This is a genomic window from Kutzneria sp. NPDC052558 (assembly GCF_044547355.1).
Lineage (GTDB): Bacteria > Actinomycetota > Actinomycetes > Mycobacteriales > Pseudonocardiaceae > Kutzneria.
Genome location: NZ_JBIUAG010000009.1, coordinates 43,302 through 58,795 on the forward strand (window position 1 = coordinate 43,302; position 15,494 = coordinate 58,795).

General features: G+C 70.1%; 14 protein-coding genes. 7 read left to right on the forward strand and 7 right to left on the reverse strand.

The annotated features are described in order from the left end of the window. Genes ACIG5F_RS18095 through ACIG5F_RS18105 form a run of 3 tightly spaced genes read left to right on the forward strand, consistent with a single transcriptional unit; the run spans nucleotide 1 to nucleotide 1,879 of the window. Nucleotides 1-966: a carbohydrate ABC transporter permease gene (locus tag ACIG5F_RS18095; RefSeq protein ID WP_396518855.1), complete on the forward strand. Its 966-nt coding sequence runs from the start codon at nucleotides 1-3 to the stop codon at nucleotides 964-966. Continuing rightward, nucleotides 963-1,778, forward strand: a complete 816-nt coding sequence (locus ACIG5F_RS18100) for a carbohydrate ABC transporter permease (protein ID WP_396518856.1) — start codon at nucleotides 963-965, stop codon at nucleotides 1,776-1,778. The genes ACIG5F_RS18095 and ACIG5F_RS18100 overlap by 4 nt, the downstream gene beginning before the upstream one ends. A 32-nt stretch (nucleotides 1,779-1,810) precedes the next feature. Continuing rightward, on the forward strand, nucleotides 1,811-1,879 hold the full coding sequence (locus ACIG5F_RS18105) for a hypothetical protein (protein ID WP_396519187.1): 69 nt from the start codon (nucleotides 1,811-1,813) through the stop codon (nucleotides 1,877-1,879). Here the strand turns inward: ACIG5F_RS18105 and ACIG5F_RS18110 are convergent. Continuing rightward, nucleotides 1,853-2,569 (reverse strand): DNA alkylation repair protein, encoded by a 717-nt coding sequence (locus ACIG5F_RS18110; RefSeq protein ID WP_396518857.1) that lies wholly within the window; start codon nucleotides 2,567-2,569, stop codon nucleotides 1,853-1,855. The genes ACIG5F_RS18105 and ACIG5F_RS18110 overlap by 27 nt on opposite strands. Before the next feature lie 20 nt (nucleotides 2,570-2,589). Then, nucleotides 2,590-3,984, reverse strand: a complete 1,395-nt coding sequence (locus ACIG5F_RS18115; RefSeq protein WP_396518858.1) for an amino acid permease — start codon at nucleotides 3,982-3,984, stop codon at nucleotides 2,590-2,592. A gap of 509 nt (nucleotides 3,985-4,493) precedes the next feature. On the opposite strand from ACIG5F_RS18115, the gene ACIG5F_RS18120 reads away from it, so the two are divergent. Both ACIG5F_RS18120 and ACIG5F_RS18125 read left to right on the forward strand, forming a co-directional pair. Further along, nucleotides 4,494-7,541, forward strand: a complete 3,048-nt coding sequence (locus tag ACIG5F_RS18120) for an NACHT domain-containing protein (protein ID WP_396518859.1) — start codon at nucleotides 4,494-4,496, stop codon at nucleotides 7,539-7,541. Nucleotides 7,542-7,599: 58 nt separating this feature from the next. Beyond that, a complete protein-coding gene (locus tag ACIG5F_RS18125) occupies nucleotides 7,600-8,583 on the forward strand; it encodes a helix-turn-helix transcriptional regulator (protein WP_396518860.1) in 984 nt (327 codons plus the stop codon). On the opposite strand, the gene ACIG5F_RS18130 is transcribed toward ACIG5F_RS18125, so the two are convergent. From ACIG5F_RS18130 to ACIG5F_RS18145, 4 genes are all read right to left on the reverse strand, one after another. Beyond that, nucleotides 8,584-8,886: a hypothetical protein gene (locus tag ACIG5F_RS18130; protein WP_396518861.1), complete on the reverse strand. Its 303-nt coding sequence runs from the start codon at nucleotides 8,884-8,886 to the stop codon at nucleotides 8,584-8,586. Beyond that, a complete protein-coding gene (locus ACIG5F_RS18135; RefSeq protein ID WP_396518862.1) occupies nucleotides 8,817-9,944 on the reverse strand; it encodes an NAD(P)/FAD-dependent oxidoreductase in 1,128 nt (375 codons plus the stop codon). The genes ACIG5F_RS18130 and ACIG5F_RS18135 overlap by 70 nt, the downstream gene beginning before the upstream one ends. Beyond that, nucleotides 9,941-11,116 (reverse strand): FAD-dependent monooxygenase, encoded by a 1,176-nt coding sequence (locus ACIG5F_RS18140; RefSeq protein ID WP_396518863.1) that lies wholly within the window; start codon nucleotides 11,114-11,116, stop codon nucleotides 9,941-9,943. Before ACIG5F_RS18140 ends, ACIG5F_RS18135 begins: the two co-directional genes overlap by 4 nt. A 332-nt stretch (nucleotides 11,117-11,448) precedes the next feature. Next, nucleotides 11,449-12,273 (reverse strand): alpha/beta fold hydrolase, encoded by an 825-nt coding sequence (locus tag ACIG5F_RS18145; RefSeq protein WP_396518864.1) that lies wholly within the window; start codon nucleotides 12,271-12,273, stop codon nucleotides 11,449-11,451. Nucleotides 12,274-12,624: 351 nt separating this feature from the next. Here ACIG5F_RS18145 and ACIG5F_RS18150 point away from each other — a divergent pair, with 351 nt between their 5' ends. Together ACIG5F_RS18150 and ACIG5F_RS18155 are read left to right on the forward strand one after the other, a co-directional pair. Then, nucleotides 12,625-14,004, forward strand: coding sequence for an FAD-binding oxidoreductase (locus ACIG5F_RS18150; RefSeq protein WP_396518865.1), 1,380 nt, complete (start codon nucleotides 12,625-12,627; stop codon nucleotides 14,002-14,004). Nucleotides 14,005-14,016: 12 nt separating this feature from the next. Then, nucleotides 14,017-14,457 carry a MarR family winged helix-turn-helix transcriptional regulator gene (locus ACIG5F_RS18155; RefSeq protein ID WP_396518866.1) on the forward strand — a complete coding sequence of 147 codons (441 nt, stop codon included), beginning with the start codon at nucleotides 14,017-14,019 and terminating at the stop codon, nucleotides 14,455-14,457. On the opposite strand, the gene ACIG5F_RS18160 is transcribed toward ACIG5F_RS18155, so the two are convergent. Next, the gene (locus tag ACIG5F_RS18160) at nucleotides 14,436-15,494 is read right to left on the reverse strand and encodes an alkene reductase (protein WP_396518867.1); all 1,059 of its coding nucleotides are present in this window, start codon (nucleotides 15,492-15,494) and stop codon (nucleotides 14,436-14,438) included. The genes ACIG5F_RS18155 and ACIG5F_RS18160 overlap by 22 nt on opposite strands.

A 15,494-nucleotide genomic window follows, 5' to 3' on the forward strand; every position in this document is an offset into this window, starting at 1 on the left:
GTGGCGACCGGCACGGCCACGCGGCCGCGCTTGCGGCCCCGGCGCACGCCGCCGGTCGAGGCGTTGCCACCCAGAGGCGGCGTGTTGTCCCACTGGCGGCAGTACCTGGCGATCTCCCCGTTCTACCTTGTGTTCGCGGTGTTCTCGCTGTTCCCGGTGTTCTTCTCGCTGTTCCTGGCCTTCCAGCACTGGGACGGCCTGGACGACATGAGGTTCGTGGGCCTGCGACAGTTCGAGTTCCTGGTGCGGGACCCGGTGTTCTGGCACTCGGTGGGCAACACGCTGGCGATCTGGGTGCTGTCGACCGTGCCGACGCTGTTCGGCGCGCTGGTGCTGGCCGCGCTGGTGCACTCGGTGCGGCGGTTCAAGGGCTTCTACCGGATCGCGCTGTTCCTGCCCAACGTCACGTCCATCGTGGCCGTGACGATCTTCTTCGGGGCGGTGTTCAGCAACAACTTCGGCCTGGTGAACGCGATCCTGGGCGCGGTGGGCATCCCGCCGGTGGCGTGGCTGACCAACCCGTGGCTAATCAAGGTGGTCATCGCGCTGCTGATGACCTGGATGTGGACCGGCTACAACATGATCATCTACCTGGCCGGGCTACAGGCGATTCCGCCCGAGATCCACGAGGCGGCCCGGATCGACGGGGCCGGCCCGGTCGGCACGTTCTTCCGGATCACGCTGCCGATGCTGCGGCCGATCATCCTGTTCACCGTGGTGATCTCCACCATCAACGGGTTGCAGAGCTTCAGCGAGCCCCAGGTCCTGTTCGGCACCAACGCCGCCAACGCCAGCCTCGGCGGCCCCGGTCAGGCCGGCCTGACCACGCTGCTGTACTTCTACCAGGAAGCGTTCATGAACAACGACTACGGCTACGGGGCCGCGATCGTGTGGGCGTTCTTCCTGCTGATCATCGTGCTGGTCGTGGTGAACTGGCGGCTGGTGCAGCGGGGACGGAAGGCATGACCCGGCGCTGGGGCACGCACGCGATCCTGCTCGTGGCCGTGCTGATCTCGGTGTTCCCGTTCATGTGGACGGTGGTGATGGCCACCAACACCACCACCGACATCTACCACAGCCCGCCCAAACTCACCCCCGGCTCGCACCTGCTGGACAACATCGGCAACGTGCTGGCCAACGTGGACTTCTTCGGGTCGATGCTCAACACCCTGATCGTCGCCGGCGTCACCACCGCGCTGGTGGTGCTCATCGACTCGCTGGCCGCCTTCGCCTTCGCCAAGTTCGACTTCCCCGGCCGGCGGGTCCTGTTCGGACTGTTGCTGGTGTTCATGATGCTGCCGCTGCAACTGGGCACGTTGCCGCAGTTCATCATCATGTCCCAGATCGGCTGGGTCGGCACGCTCCAGGCCCTCGTGCCGCCGGCGCTGGCCAACGCGTTCGGCATCTTCTGGATGCGCCAGTACATCAGCGGCGGTGTGCCCGACGAGCTGCTGGACGCCGCCCGCATCGACGGCTGCGGCTTCTTCCGCCAGTACTGGAACGTGGCCATGCCGCTGATGCGGCCGGCCCTGTCGTTCCTGGCCATCTACGCGTTCGTCAACGCGTGGAACGACTACATCTGGCCGTTGATCGTGCTGACCGATCCGGACCGGCTGACCTTGCAGGTGGCGCTGGCCCAGCTCAACGTCGGCCACAACACCGACTACAGCATGCTGATGGCCGGCGTGCTGATGGCCTCGGTGCCGATGGTGGCGGTGTTCGCGCTGTTCGCCCGGGGCTTCATCGCCGGCGCGACCGAGGGGGCGCTGCGCGGGTGAACTGGTTCCAGGACGCCAAGTTCGGCGTGTTCGTGGACTGGGGCGCGTACTCGGCGCCGGCATGGGCCGCATCGTCACGGTGGACTGCCGGCGCCTGGTGACATCAACCGCTTGCGCAGCTCGGGTTCGAACTTCTCGATGGCGTAGCGGAGCATCGTCCGGGGCATCGTGCGGTGGTGCCGGGTGAGCCAGGCCAGTTCGGCCTGGCGGTCCCGGTCGCCGACCTCGCGCAGCATCCAGCCGACCGCCTTGTGGATCAGGTCGTGGCGGTCGTCCACCAGCCGGTCGGCGATGCGCAGCGTCCACTCGTGATCGTCACGGCGGATGAACGCGAACGTCGCGATGATGGCGATACGCCGCTCCCACAGGGAATCCGACGCCGCCAGCTCGTCCAACAGGCTCCGGTCGCGGTCGATCAGCCACTCCCCCAGCAGCTGGAAGGCCGAGGAGTCGACCAAATCCCAGTTGTTCACCGCGGCCGTGTTGGCCAGGTACAGGTCGATGATCTCCCGTTTGGCGACGTCGTCCGCCCGGCCGAACCTGCGCACCAGGATGAACAGCGCCGTCAGCCGCTCCTCGTGGGCACCGGTGATCAGCAGTGTGCGGACCTCGTCCAACCCCAGGTCGGTGAACCGCCGGGCCACTTTCCGCTGATCCGGCACGGTGACGCCGAGGAACCGGTCGCCTTCGCCGTAGCCGCCGGGCACGGCCTTGAAGAACCGGGCCTTGCTGTCGACCGTCGCCGGATCCGCGACCTCGGCCAGCGCCTTCGTGACGTCCGCTGCCTTCACAGCGCCCAACCTACCCGGACCTATGGTCGGAGAGTCTCTGTCGACGCCCCCGCGGCCCGAGACCGGCGCCACCACAGGGACACGGCCAGCACCACCACGACCAGGATGCCGGAGCTGGCCAGCTGGCTGCGGGCGCTCTGGTCGGCGACCATGAGCACCATGATCGCCACCATGGCGATCAGCGCGGCCCAGGTCAGGTACGGGAAGCCCCACATCCGCACGGTCAGGCTCTCGGGGGCGGTGCGCTCCAGCTCCCGGCGCAGCCGCAGCTGCGCGCAGGCGACGATGATCCACACCAGCAGCAGCACCGAGCCGACGGCGTCGAGCATGTATTGGAAGATGGTGTCGGGCCAGAGCACGTTCAGCACCACCGCGACGAAGCCGAACACCACCGACGCGGCCACGGCCGGATACGGCACGCCACGACGGTCCACTGTGGTCAGTGCGCGCGGGGCCTGGCCGCGCTGGGCCAGGGAGTACATCATGCGCGCCGCGCCGTACATGTTGGTGTTCAGCGCGGACAGCAGGGCCAGCAGCACGATCACGTTCATGATCTGGCCGGCGGCCGGGATGCCGATGTGCGTCAACACCGCCGCGAACGGGCTCTGTCCGATTTGGACGCTGGTCCACGGCAGCAGCGTGACGACCACCAGCATGGAGCCGATGTAGAACACCGAGATCCGCAGCACCGCCGCCCGCACGGCCCGGCCGACGGCGTACGCGGGATTGTCGGACTCGGCCGCCGCGATGGTCACGACCTCCAGGCCGCCGAAGGTGAACACCACCGCCAGCAGCCCGGACACCACGCCCTGCCACCCGTTGGGCAGGAAGCCGCCGTCGCCGAGCAGGTTGGCCGTGCCCACGAAACGCGTGCCCGGCAGCAGCCCGAAGAAGGCCAGCACACCCAGCGCCAGGAAGATCACGATCGCCGCCACCTTGAGCAGCGCGAACCAGAACTCGAACTCGCCGAAGCTCGACACCGCGGCCAGGTTGACCACCGTGAACACGGCCATGAACGCGAACACCAGCAGCCAGCGCGGGATGTCGGGCAGCCAGCCGTTGACGATGATCGCGGCGGCGGTGGACTCGACCGCCAGCACCACCACCAGCGTGGCCCAGTACAGCCAGCCGATGGTGAACCCGGCCCACGGCCCGAACGCCCGTCCGGCGTGCACGGAGAACGAGCCGCTGGTGGGGATGGCCGCGGCCATCTCGGCCATCATCCGCATCACCAGCATGGCCAGCGTGCCGGCCAGCAGGAACGACAGCACGATGCCAGGGCCGGCCAGCTTGATACCGGCGCCGGAGCCGACGAACAGGCCGGAGCCGATCACCCCGCCCATCGCGAGCATGGTGAGGTGGCGCTGGCGCAGGCCGGCGACCAGCCCCGGATCGGCGGCGACTTCAGAACTCATGGTGAAATCCTTAGCAGACGACGGTGTCCTGCGCGGTGGTGCGGTCCCGGCGGGCGAGGTCGACTGCCCGTTGGGACGACGTCACGCGAGATGGGGGCTGTGACAAGCGCCGCAGTGGAAAGACCGGCGGCTGTCGAGTATTCCTCTGTCTCGCTCAGCCGGATCACTCGGTCGAACTTGTCCCCGCCGCCGCTGTTCACCTGACGCGCCGACTGTATGGGGAACGCTAGCCCTCGATCCGTGCCGTGAACACGAGATCGTCGAAGGCGGGGCCGCCAATGCCGTCACTGCACCGGAAACGCCAGTGCCGCTCCCCCGACTCCTCAACCGTCATGCCCGCGTACCGCAGGCCGGCGTTGATGCCGTCGGCGAGTTGTCGGCCCAGAACACCATGCGCTTGGACTTCTCCCCGCCGACGTCGAACCCCGTGACCGGTATCGCGCGATCCTCCGCCACCTCGGCCCCGGTTGTGCCACCCTGGTTCGCTCGCGGACGACGAGGAGGCCCAGGTGGCTGGCAAGGTCGCGGCACGAATCGCGCTGTTCGTGGTGAGTGCGATACCCGGCGCCGCCGGCTTCTTCGCCGGCCAGCCCGTGCTGGGCGGCGCGCTGCTGCTCGTGTGTGAGGGATTGGCCGCCGTCGGGGCCTTCGCCGGCGGTCTGGTCGGCGACCTGGTGCAACGCCGAAGGTCCTGGCTCCTGGACCGAATGGACGCGGCCGTGAGCCGTCGTCTCGCCCGCTTCGAGCGCGCATACCGGGACAAGGTGCTGAGCGACTCCCGCTACTCCGACGCCAAAGGGCTCACCTTCACGGGCTTCTTCACACCCGAGCTGGACGACGTCTACGTGGACGTGAAGGTGGCGCCGGGCACCCCGCACACGGTCAGGGCCGATCTGCTGGCCGAGGTGCCGGCCGATGTCGCCGTGCGACACCAGCTGGGTGACTTCCTCGACCTGCCGAGCCCCCAGATCCTGGCGGTGGTCGGCGCGCCGGGCGGCGGCAAGACCACGCTGCTGCGGCACACCGCCCGGGAAGCCTGCATCCGGCACCGGGGGCGACGGCGCCCCATTCCCGTGCTGCTCTACCTGCGGGATCACGTCGGGCAGATCGTGCGGAACCCTGACATCGAGCTGCCGGTGCTGATCCGCATGGCGGTGACCCGGCACGGCTTGCAGGATCCCGGCAGCTGGTTCGAGACACGATTACGGGCCGGCCGCTGCCTGGTGCTGCTCGACGGGCTGGACGAGGTGGCGCGCGCGGAGGACCGCCTGGTGATCGCCGAGTGGGTCGACGCCCAGGTCATGCGGTACGCCAAGAACGACTTCGTGATCACCTCGCGGCCGGCCGGGTACCGCGCCGCCACGATCGCCAATGCCAAGGTGCTCCAGGTCTGCAACTTCAACTCCGAGCAGGTTCGCCGCTTCGTGCGGCGCTGGTACCTGGCGCTGGAGAGGGAAACCACCAGGGCCGACGCCGACACGGTAGCGGCCAGGGCCGGCGAGGCGGCGTCCGACCTGCTCGAACGGCTGGACCGTGCCCCCGCGCTGTACGAGCTCACCGTCAATCCGCTGCTGCTCACCATGATCGCCAACGTGCACCAGCACCGGAACGCGCTGCCCGGCAGCCGGGTCGACCTGTACGGCGAGATCTGCCAGTCGATGCTGTGGCGGCGGCAGCAGGCGAAGAAACTCCACGAGGAGGTCTCCGGCGAGAAGAAGGAGGTGCTGCTGCGCCGGCTGGCGTTCACCATGATGGAGCGCGAGGTGCGGGACCTGCCCCGAGCCGACGTCCTGACGCTGATCAGACCCGCGCTGCGGCGGGTGTCGCGGGACCTGACGCCCGACGACTTCCTCGCCGATGTCAGCTCCAACGGGCTGATCGTCGAGCGGGAGAGCGGCCAGTACTCGTTCGCGCACCTGACGTTCCAGGAGTACCTCGCGGCCAGTCACATCCGTGACCGCGGCCTGACCAAGGTGCTCGCCGAGCAGGTCGACAACGTGTGGTGGCGGGAGACGACCCTGCTGTACGCCGCACGCTCCGACGCCGACGAGATCGTGCTGGCCTGCCTGGACTCGGCCAGTGTGCCGGCGCTGTCGCTGGCGTTTGACTGCGTCGATCAGAGCAGCGAGCTCGATCCGGACCTGCGGGACCAGCTGGAGGCGCTGCTGGCGACCGCGTTCAGCCCGGACACGAGCGCGGAGCAGCGCCGACTGTTGACGGCCGTGGTGGTCATCCGGCACCTCCGCCAACTGGTGCGGACCGACACCGGCCTCGTGTGCGCCCGTCCGGTCACCAACCGGATCTACCGGCTGTTCCGCCAGGACACCGGCCGTCCCGAGCCCGACGCGTTCGACCCGTCCAGGCCGGACGAGCATCTGGTGGTCGGGGTGCACGCCTCGGACGCCCTGGCTTTCGCCGAGTGGGCCAGCGCCATCACCGAGAACAAGACCGTCTACCGGCCGGTGACCCGTATGCAGCTGGAGAACGGCGACGTGCGACGAGCCGTCGCCGCGTCCGCGCCGAACGCCAAGGCGTGCAGCATCTGGCTGGATCCGAGCGCCGACGAGCCGTTCTTCTGGTCGTCCTCGGCCCGGACCGCACAGTACGCGATCAGCGGCACGGAGCTCATCCAGCAGGTGCGGTTCGACATAGCCGACCGCATGCCCGATCTGGTGCGGCTCCTGCTGCTGCGCACGATCATCGAGGTCCATGACATGGCCGGCGAGCTCGAGACCGCCATCAAGACCGCCCGCGAGCGGGCCGAGAACGCCGCTCGGACCAGCGACGTCGGCGCCGACGTGGCCGAGACCAGAGTCCGGTCGGCCATGCGCGCCGGGCCGGACCGGCTCCACGAGGCGCTCGCCCGGGCGGCGCACATCGTCGGGTTCCCGGAACTGCAGGGGCCGTTCATCGACATTCTGCGCATCGTCGAGACCATCGCGAACGGGCGCGGGCATGATCGCGCCGAGGCCCTGTCGCTGGGCATGGAGATCGCCGACGAGCTGGTCGCCGCGCTCGATCCGACGCTCGCCACCGTCCTCGCGTTCGACCAGAGTGTCGACGCTCCGCTCGGCCCCGACCAGATCATGGGCACCGTCCTGTCCCAGTCGTTCGGCCACCTGCTGCGGGGCCACGCGAAGATCACGTCGGTGGAACGCGCCTTCGCCGACGAGTTCGTCCGGCATGCCAGGATCGCCGACGCCGGCTACGCGGCATCGCCCAGCGCCATGGAGAACAAGGTCTCCAAGGCCTGTTGGGCGGTGATCGACAGGTTGCGGCGAGAGCACGAGGATCCCCGCACCACGTGGACCGGCAGGGTCGCCGCCGCGCTCGCGGCGCTGGCGGCCCCGATCGTCGGCCGCCAGGCCCCGATGACCGAGCAGGCGGCGATCGTGCTCCGGTTCGCCGCGCTGTGCCTGGCCGGGGAGCCGGTCGTACAGCAGGATCCCGAGTTGGGCCTTGCCCTGCGCGAGATCGCCGCCGGCACGATGGTCATGCGGGCGCGGGCCGACGGCGAACTGCCGCCCACCGAGACGATCCTGCTCGCGGTGCCGTGAGGGCGCCTCAAAGGGCAATCGTGTTGCCGACGGGCAGCGACGTGATCACAGTGGCGGCATGGAGCAGGTGGTGCGTGAGCTGGCGGGGCTGCCGGTGGCGGGGCTCACGTCGGGCGAGTTGGGGGCGGCGGTCTCGGCGGTGATCAAGCCGCTGGTCGGGCACGACGGGCTGCGGATGGTGGGATACGGTCCGAGCGCGCACGGCGGCCTGGGGTCGTTCAGCTTCGTCCACGGATACGAGCCGGACTTCGGCCGGGCGCTGTACCACGGGATCTCGGTGGGCGACGATCCGTACCCGATCGAGGTGCTGGAGCGGCAGGCGGTGCCGGGGGCGGTGGTGGCGAGCGGTCGCATATTCCACGACTACGGGGTGGGCGGCGAGCTGAGGGTGGCCCTGCGAACGCCGCGAGGGGTGTGGGGCACGATCGGGCTGCTGCGGGGCGAGGGCACAAAACCGTTCAGCGACAAGGACACGGTGGCGATCGCGGAGTTGATCCCGGGGCTGGTGGACCTGCTGCGGCGGTATGTGACGGCTGCACCGTTGGTGCCGCCGGGGCCGACGCCGATGGCCGGGGTGGCGTTGCTGGGCCGGGACGGCCGGATCCGGGTGGCGACGCCGGAGGCCCGGCAGTGGCTGGACCTGCTGTGGGACGACAAGGCCGGCCCGAGTTGGGTGATCGAGGCGGGCCTGAAGTTCCTTGCCCTGCGGGCCCGCACATCGCCGGAGCCGCCGCCGATCGTGGGCCCGGCGGCCAGTTACGGACACTGGGTGGCGTTGCAGGCCCAGCTGCTGGGCGACGAGGTGGCGATCGTCCTCCAGCCGGCCACCGGCGAGCGGATGCTGCCGGCCTTCGCCGACTGGTACGGCCTGACCGCCCGCGAGCGGGAGGTCGTGGCCCGCCTCTACGGGGCGTCGGCGCCGAAGCAGATCGCCCGGCAGCTGGACCTGTCCGTGCACACGGTCAACGAGCACCTGAAATCCTTGTACCGCAAGACGGGCGCCAGCAGCCGGGACGAACTGGTGGCGGCCCTGGCCGGCTGATCACGCGTCGGCCAGCAGCTTCTCCAACGCCTCGTTCTCGGCCGACACCATGGCCGGCAGCATCGCCATCATGGCCCGGGCGGCCTCGGCGTCGCTGAACAGCGGCATCAACCGGGACCCGGCCAGCCACTCCACCATGCCCGGCTCGGCGGCCCAGCGCGCCAGCTGACGGTTGGTGGCGATGCCGGTGCGCAGCCAGTCGGTGTCGAGGTTGGGATGCGGAACCGGCCTGGTCAGGGAGTTCTTGAGCGCCTCGTCCCGGTACGCCGCCTCGACGTGGCCGATGAGCGCGGCGCTGAACACCTGCTGGCAGGTGGAATCGACTGGAGCGTGATCCGATCGCCGTCGAAGACGTCGACCGCCGGACGGTAGGCCAGCCCGTCGGCGGTGCAGTCGACGTAGACGGTGCCCGGACGCGCCGGCGCCGTGCCGTGATCGAGTTCGATCTCGGCGACACCAAGACGTCGAACCCGGCCCAGCCGCACCACATCGGCGATTCGCCGAAGCTGCGCCAGTTCAGCCTGAGTGACGGTGGCGCAGCGGAACATGCTCGGCCGCACCTCGTCCGAGAGCCGCAGCAGATCCCCGCTGGCGCACAGCCGATCGAACAAGTCCTCAATGGACGTTGCCTGCGCGATGGCCGCGCTGCGGACGTTCAGCCCCTCGTTGCGCCGGCGAGCCATCGCCGCCCCCGGCTGGATGCGGGCGCGGTCGACGTACCAGGCGTCCCGAGGCATGATCCACGTCAGCGCCGAGGGCTCAACTCCGTTGCGCAGCAACCACAAGCACGCGTCCACCCCGGTCTTGCCCGCGCCAACGACGGTGTAGTGCGCGGCCGGCCCCGCCAGCGTGGTCAGGTCGTTCGGCGGCAGGCACGCCACCCCCTCGGCGACCTCGAACGCCGGTGGCCGCATGGACGGCACGACAACGTTCATGTACGTGGCGTCGACGATCTTGCCGGCCCGGACCTCGGACCGCTCCCCCGTCACCAGCGACCGGAACCGCCCGTCGCCCTCGTACTCCGAGCGCGGATGGTAATCGACCCGCCCGGACGGCAGGAACCATTGCTGCATAACGTGATCGAAGTACGCGCAGATCTCGCCAGCGGTGGCCAGCTCGGCCAGGCCCCGGTTCCAGCCGACCTCGTCGACGCGGCCGCTGCCCAGCTCGGTCGAGCCGACGCCGTAGAACGCGGACGGCTGGTGCAGCCGCACGTAGGGATAGGCGACCGTCCAGTGCCCGCCGGGCTGGTGGTAGCGGTCGATCATCGCCACGGTGGCGTCGGTCTCGGACAGCAGCGTGTCCACGAACGCCATCCCCATCGCCCCGGCCCCCACCACCAGGTAGTCGACGTCTTTCATGTGCCCCCTCCAACCGGCAGGTCCGCCAGCGGCTGCTCGGCCGCGATGAACGTGCGGGCCTGCCGTTCGAAAACCCGGTCCGGTGCCAGGCGCAACCCGATGTCGCGCACCTTGGCCTTGATTCGGCTCTGCGTAAGGAAAAGGGCGTGCGCGCTGCGGGCGCTCTCCCGGTAGCGGCGGGCGATGGGCGCCATCATCGCCTCGTAGCGGGTGAGCGCGGCCGGCAGGTCACCGGGATCACGCGCGAGGCAGCCGGCCAGCACATGCGCGTCCTGCAAGGCCAGCGAACTGCCCATGCCGGAAAGGAAAGTCGGGCAGTGGGCCGCGTCCCCGACCAGCGCGCAGCGATCCCCGGTGGCGCGGGGCATCTCGATCTGCGCGATCACATCGGAGAAGACGAAGTCCCCGGGAGTGATGGCGCTCACCACGTTGCGCACAGCGTCGGGGAATTCCGCATAGCTGTCAAGCAGATACTCCCGCACGCCTACTCGCGGCGGCGCGCCCGCCGCCTCGCCGACGTAGGCCACGGCCGACACCACGTCCGGCGCGACCGGGTACAGGGTCATCATCTTGCCGACGCTGAGGTACGAGTGCATCACCGGCGGCAGGCCGTGATCGATCCGCTGCGTGGTGGTGATGTAGTGCCCGCCCAAGGGTTTCTCGAACCCGTCCCCGAACACCAGCCCACGCACGTGCGAGTGGATGCCGTCCGCCCCGACGAGCAGGTCCGCATGCTCCACGGTGCCGTCGCTGAGCCGAGCCGCCACCCCGTCCGGCCCCGCCTCGACCTGTCCGATGTGGACACCGAAGCGGATGTCCGCCCGCGCGCGCACCAGGCCGTACAACGCCTCCTGGAGATCCGCACGCCGGAACAGGATGTAGCCGCCGAGGGCCTTGGACAACGCCGCCGTGTGCTCGTTGCGGATGAACCGGCCGTCCGCCGTGAACATCCGCAGCTCCTCCAGCGGCGCCGCCCGCTGCTCGCACCACTGCTCGACACCCATCCGGCGGACCATCTCCACCCCGTTGCCCTTGAGCGAGATGTAGTGGCCCACCGGCCGGAACTCCGACGCCTTCTCCACCGTCACCGTCGTCGCGCCCACCCGGGCCAGCCAGTGCGTCAGCGCCAGTCCCGCCACGCCCGCCCCGGAGATGATCACCTTGATCGCCACAGCCGCTCCACCCCACGGTCCAGCCCGAGCCCCGCGGCGTGCAGGAGGACACCCCACGTGACATCCCAGAAGATCGAGTATCCGTGGCCAGTCACGTGCGCGCCATTCGCGAGACATCCTCGCCGGCCGGGCAGCAGGGTGGCCGCCACGGCCCCGATCACCAGCACCACCGCCGCGCCCCTCCCCACGCCATGGACTCATCGTGGACGTCCCGCCCCGGCCCCGCCTCCCCAAGACCTTGGGGGTTGACAGCGACCCGCCCGCTCGACCAGAGCCCACTGCTCGGCGGCGAGGTCCTTGGGCAGGGCGGGATCCGGCGCAGCCAGGCGTGGTCAGGTGATCAGCCGCTTGAGCTCCTGGGCCAGCAGGGCCGGCTGGTCGGTGGGGATCATGTGGCCGGACTCGCTGGCGTAGACGTGACGGCCGCGCGTCGACTGCGAGGCCCGGTGCTGGTGGGCCTCGTTCAGCGCCGCCCGAACGGTTTTGGTCATGCCACGAGCGCCGGAGACGACCGTGACGGGAATGTCCGGGAGCAGCGGCGGGCGGTCGCGCATCATGCGGAGGCCCTCGGGCACCTCGGCCAGCTCGGCGGCACGGGTGCGCATCGCGGCGGTGGTGAAGGCGTTGGCCCGCATCTCCGCCCGCGCGTCCTCGGGCAATGCCTCAAGCAGAGACCCATAAGCGAGATGGAGCACCCCGAGGCGAGCGGCCAGGCTGCTGGCGGCCTGGCTGACCTGCTCGGCCCGACGCACGGAGCGGCGGAAGGCCCAGTCGCAGGACTCGTCGGACGGATCGACCAGCAACAGCCCCTTGATCCGCTCCGGCGCGGCCGCGGCGGCCAGGCGCACGATCAGCCCGCCCCAGCTGTGTCCGACCAGGACGAACGGGCCGTCGAGTTGGTCGAGCACGTCGCCGAGGTCCTCGGCCATGCGGATCAGGCTGCGCGGTTTGGGATCCGGCGCGCTCAGGCCCAGGCCGCTGCGGTCATACGCCACGGTCGGGGCCCACTTGGCCACTAATGTCTGCACCGGCGCCCAGTACGAGCACGTCCCGGCCAGGCCGGCCTCGAACACCACCGTGGGCGTGGCGTCGACAAGCCCGAGCCGCCGGCAGTACAGGCCGCGGCCGTCACGGGTGGTCAGCATCTGGCTGTTCATCGCACCGCCAGATGAGCCAGGCCGTGCTGGCGCCCACCGCCGGTCACCGCGCGGAAGGTCCGGCCGTCGATGCCGCTCGGAATCATCTCGCTCCCCTCCAGCCCATCAAACTTAGGGTAGCCTAAGCTTAGATCACCGCTCGATCAACCGGCCCGAAACTCCTTGACACGGCATCCAGTAAGCGGAGATGCTGGTTCCAGTTACTTCATGGAGGCCGGGTGTCCGCACTGCCCCGCTCCCGTCGCATCTGCCGGACGTGACCGTCGAGTCCCGACCCATGCGGAACAGCTGTTCCGGATGAGGGCTCGGCGGACCCCTCACCGGACGGCACAAGCACAATCGGGAGCACAGATGAACAACGACCGTATCGGCGCCAGGCTGCGGTCGGCGCTGGGGCACGCCTTCGGCGGCCACACCGTCATCCCCGGCGAGGCCGGCTACGACGACGCGCGGCGGGTCTGGAACGGCACAGTGGACAAGCATCCGGCGCTGGTGGCGTTCTGCCGCAACAGTTCCGAGGTGTCGGCGGCGGTGTTGGCGGCGCGGGAGGTCGGTGTGCCGCTGTCGGTTCGCGGCGGCGGGCACCAGGTCGCCGGACTGTCCGTCTGCGACAACGGCTTGACCATCGACCTGTCGGCCATCTGCGAGGTGTCGGTGGACGGCGGCGTGTCCCACGCCGGCGGCGGCAGCCTGCTTCGGCACGTGGACACGGCCAACGCCCGGGCCGGCGTGGTGGTGCCGGCCGGCGTCGTCTCGCACACCGGCCTCGGCGGCCTGGCCCTGGGCGGCGGATTCGGCTGGACTTTCCGGAATTTCGGACTGACCTGCGACAACATCGTCGGGGCTGAGGTGGTCACCGCCGACGGCAGCGTCGTGCAGGCCGGCGAGCACCACGACGCCGACCTGCTGTGGGCGTTGCGGGGCGGGGGCGGCAACTTCGGCGTGGTGACCCGGTTCGACCTGGGCAACCACCCGCTGCGCGACGTCCTGTTCGGACAGGCGGTGTTCGCCATCGACGACCTGGCCCGCGGCGTCGAGCACTACGTGGAGACGATGAACACCGTGCCGGACGCCATGTCCAGCATCTGCATCACCCGGCTGGCCCCGCCGATTCCCGGCCTGCCGCCGGAGATCGTCGGCCGGCCGGTGGTGATGATCGACGCGGTGTGGTCGGGCGACCTGGAGGCCGGCGAGGCCCCGATGCGCTGGCTGGTCGGGGCCGGCGGGCCGCTGACGTCCCGGGTGACGCGGATGCCCTACACCGCCGTGCAGACCATGCAGGACGACCTGCACCCGCACGGCCGCGGCAACTACAACAAGTCCCGCTATCTGACCACAGTGGACGAAACCGCGATCAAGGCCCTGTCGGAGGCCGGCAACTCCGTGCCCGGCCCGCACTCCCAGATCGAGATCCTGCGGCTGGGCGGGGCGGCCGGGCGGGTCGAGCGCAACGCCACGGCGTTCGCCCACCGGGACGCGGCCTACATCCTCAACATCGTCGGCGCGTGGACCGACAACACCCGCCGCGACGCGCACGTGGCCTGGGTGCGCGACACCTACCAGGCGTTCGACCCGGTGGGCTCGGACGCCGGCTACATCAACTTCCTGGACGCCGAGCCGGATCGCGCCCACAGCGTGTACCCCGAGCCCACCTACTCCCGGCTGCGCGAGATCAAGCGCCGCCTCGACCCGGACTCGGTGTTCCGGGGCAACGTCCCCGTCACGGTGTGATTCAATGATCCGGTGGCGGAGCTGGAAGCGTTGCCGGAGCTGATTTTCGAGGTCGCCGACGTGCTCAACCTGCGGGCCGCCGGCGAGGCGGGCCTGGTCGACCTGCCGACCTCGGAGTTGACGGTCCTGCGGCTGGTGACGGTGTTCCCCGGCTGCGGGATCGTCTTCCTCACCGATCGCACGCGCATGCACCAGGCCAATGTCAGCGCCACCGTGCGCTCGCTGGTCCGCCGCGGGCTGATCGTCAAGGAGACCGACGAGCGCGACCGTCGAGCCGTGCGGCTTTTCCCGTCAGAACAGGCAGATCGGGACCTGGAGTCGCTGCGCGCGGTGTGGCGTCGGCGGCTGACGGCCGCGTTCGACGCGGCCGGAATCGCCGAGCGCGACCGCGCCCGGCTGCTGACCGTGCTTCGGGAGACGAAGCGGGGCCTTCAGTCCGGCAGCGCCGGATAGTCGACGTAGCCGCGATCGCCGCCACCGTAGAAAGTGGACGGATCCGGCTCGGTGTAGGGGCCGCCGCCGGCCAGCCGCCGGGGCAGGTCGGGGTTGGCCAGGAACAGCTTGCCGAACGAGACGAGGTCGGCCGACCCGTCCTCGATCAGGGCCAGGTGCTCGGGCCCGGTCCGCCCGTCGGGGGTGTGCGGGTTGAGCACGAACACCGAGGACCAGCGGGACCGCAGCCGCGAGGTCAGGGTCCGGTCCGGCCCCTCGGTGACATGCAGGTAGGCCAGGTCGAGTCCGTCCAGTTCGGACACCAGCGCCGGGTAGACCCGGTGCGTGTGGGCCTCCACGATGTCGTTGTGGGGATTGCCGGGCGAGATCTGGAATCCCACCCGCCGCGACCCGATCGAGGCCGCCACCGCCCCGGCCACCGCGACCGCGAACCGCACGCCGTCGGCCCAGCTGTCGGTCCGGGTGTTGGCGTTGTCGGACAGGAACTGGTGGATCAGGAAACCGTTGGCCCCGTGGATCTCCACGCCGTCGAAGCCGGCGGCCACGGCGTTGGTCGCGGCCACCGCGAAGTCGGCGATGGTGCGGACGATGCCGTCCTCGGTGAGTTCCCTCGGCAGCACACAGGATCGCAGGCCGGCCGGGGTGAACACCTTGGCGTCGGCGGCGATCGGGGACGGGGCGACCGGCGGCGCGCCGGCCGGGAGCAGGCTGGGATGCCCGATCCGGCCGGCGTGCATGAGCTGCGCGTAGATCGTCCCGCCGGCCTCGTGCACCGCGTCCGTCACCTCGTGCCAGGCCGCCACCTGCTCGGCCAGGTGCAGGCCGGGCGTGGCCGGATAGCCGCGGGCCGCCGGCGAGGGCTGGATTCCCTCCGTGACAATGAATCCGGCCGAGGCCCGCTGCCGGTAGTAGAGCGCGGCCGACGGATTGGGCAGGGCCTGCGGGCCGGTCGCGCGGCTGCGGCTCATCGGGGCCATCGCGATCCGGTTGCCCAGCCGGCGGCTGCCCAGCTGCACGGAGTCGAACGCGGTGGGCAC

What these genes read in the sequence shown, in the direction of transcription:
- ACIG5F_RS18100 (WP_396518856.1), top strand. Translation starts at nt 963, where the DNA reads ATGACCCGGCGCTGGGGCACGCACGCGATCCTGCTCGTGGCCGTGCTG.
- ACIG5F_RS18115 (WP_396518858.1), bottom strand. Translation starts at nt 3,984, where the DNA reads ATGAGTTCTGAAGTCGCCGCCGATCCGGGGCTGGTCGCCGGCCTGCGC.
- ACIG5F_RS18125 (WP_396518860.1), top strand. Translation starts at nt 7,600, where the DNA reads ATGGAGCAGGTGGTGCGTGAGCTGGCGGGGCTGCCGGTGGCGGGGCTC.
- ACIG5F_RS18135 (WP_396518862.1), bottom strand. Translation starts at nt 9,944, where the DNA reads ATGAAAGACGTCGACTACCTGGTGGTGGGGGCCGGGGCGATGGGGATG.
- ACIG5F_RS18145 (WP_396518864.1), bottom strand. Translation starts at nt 12,273, where the DNA reads ATGAACAGCCAGATGCTGACCACCCGTGACGGCCGCGGCCTGTACTGC.
- ACIG5F_RS18150 (WP_396518865.1), top strand. Translation starts at nt 12,625, where the DNA reads ATGAACAACGACCGTATCGGCGCCAGGCTGCGGTCGGCGCTGGGGCAC.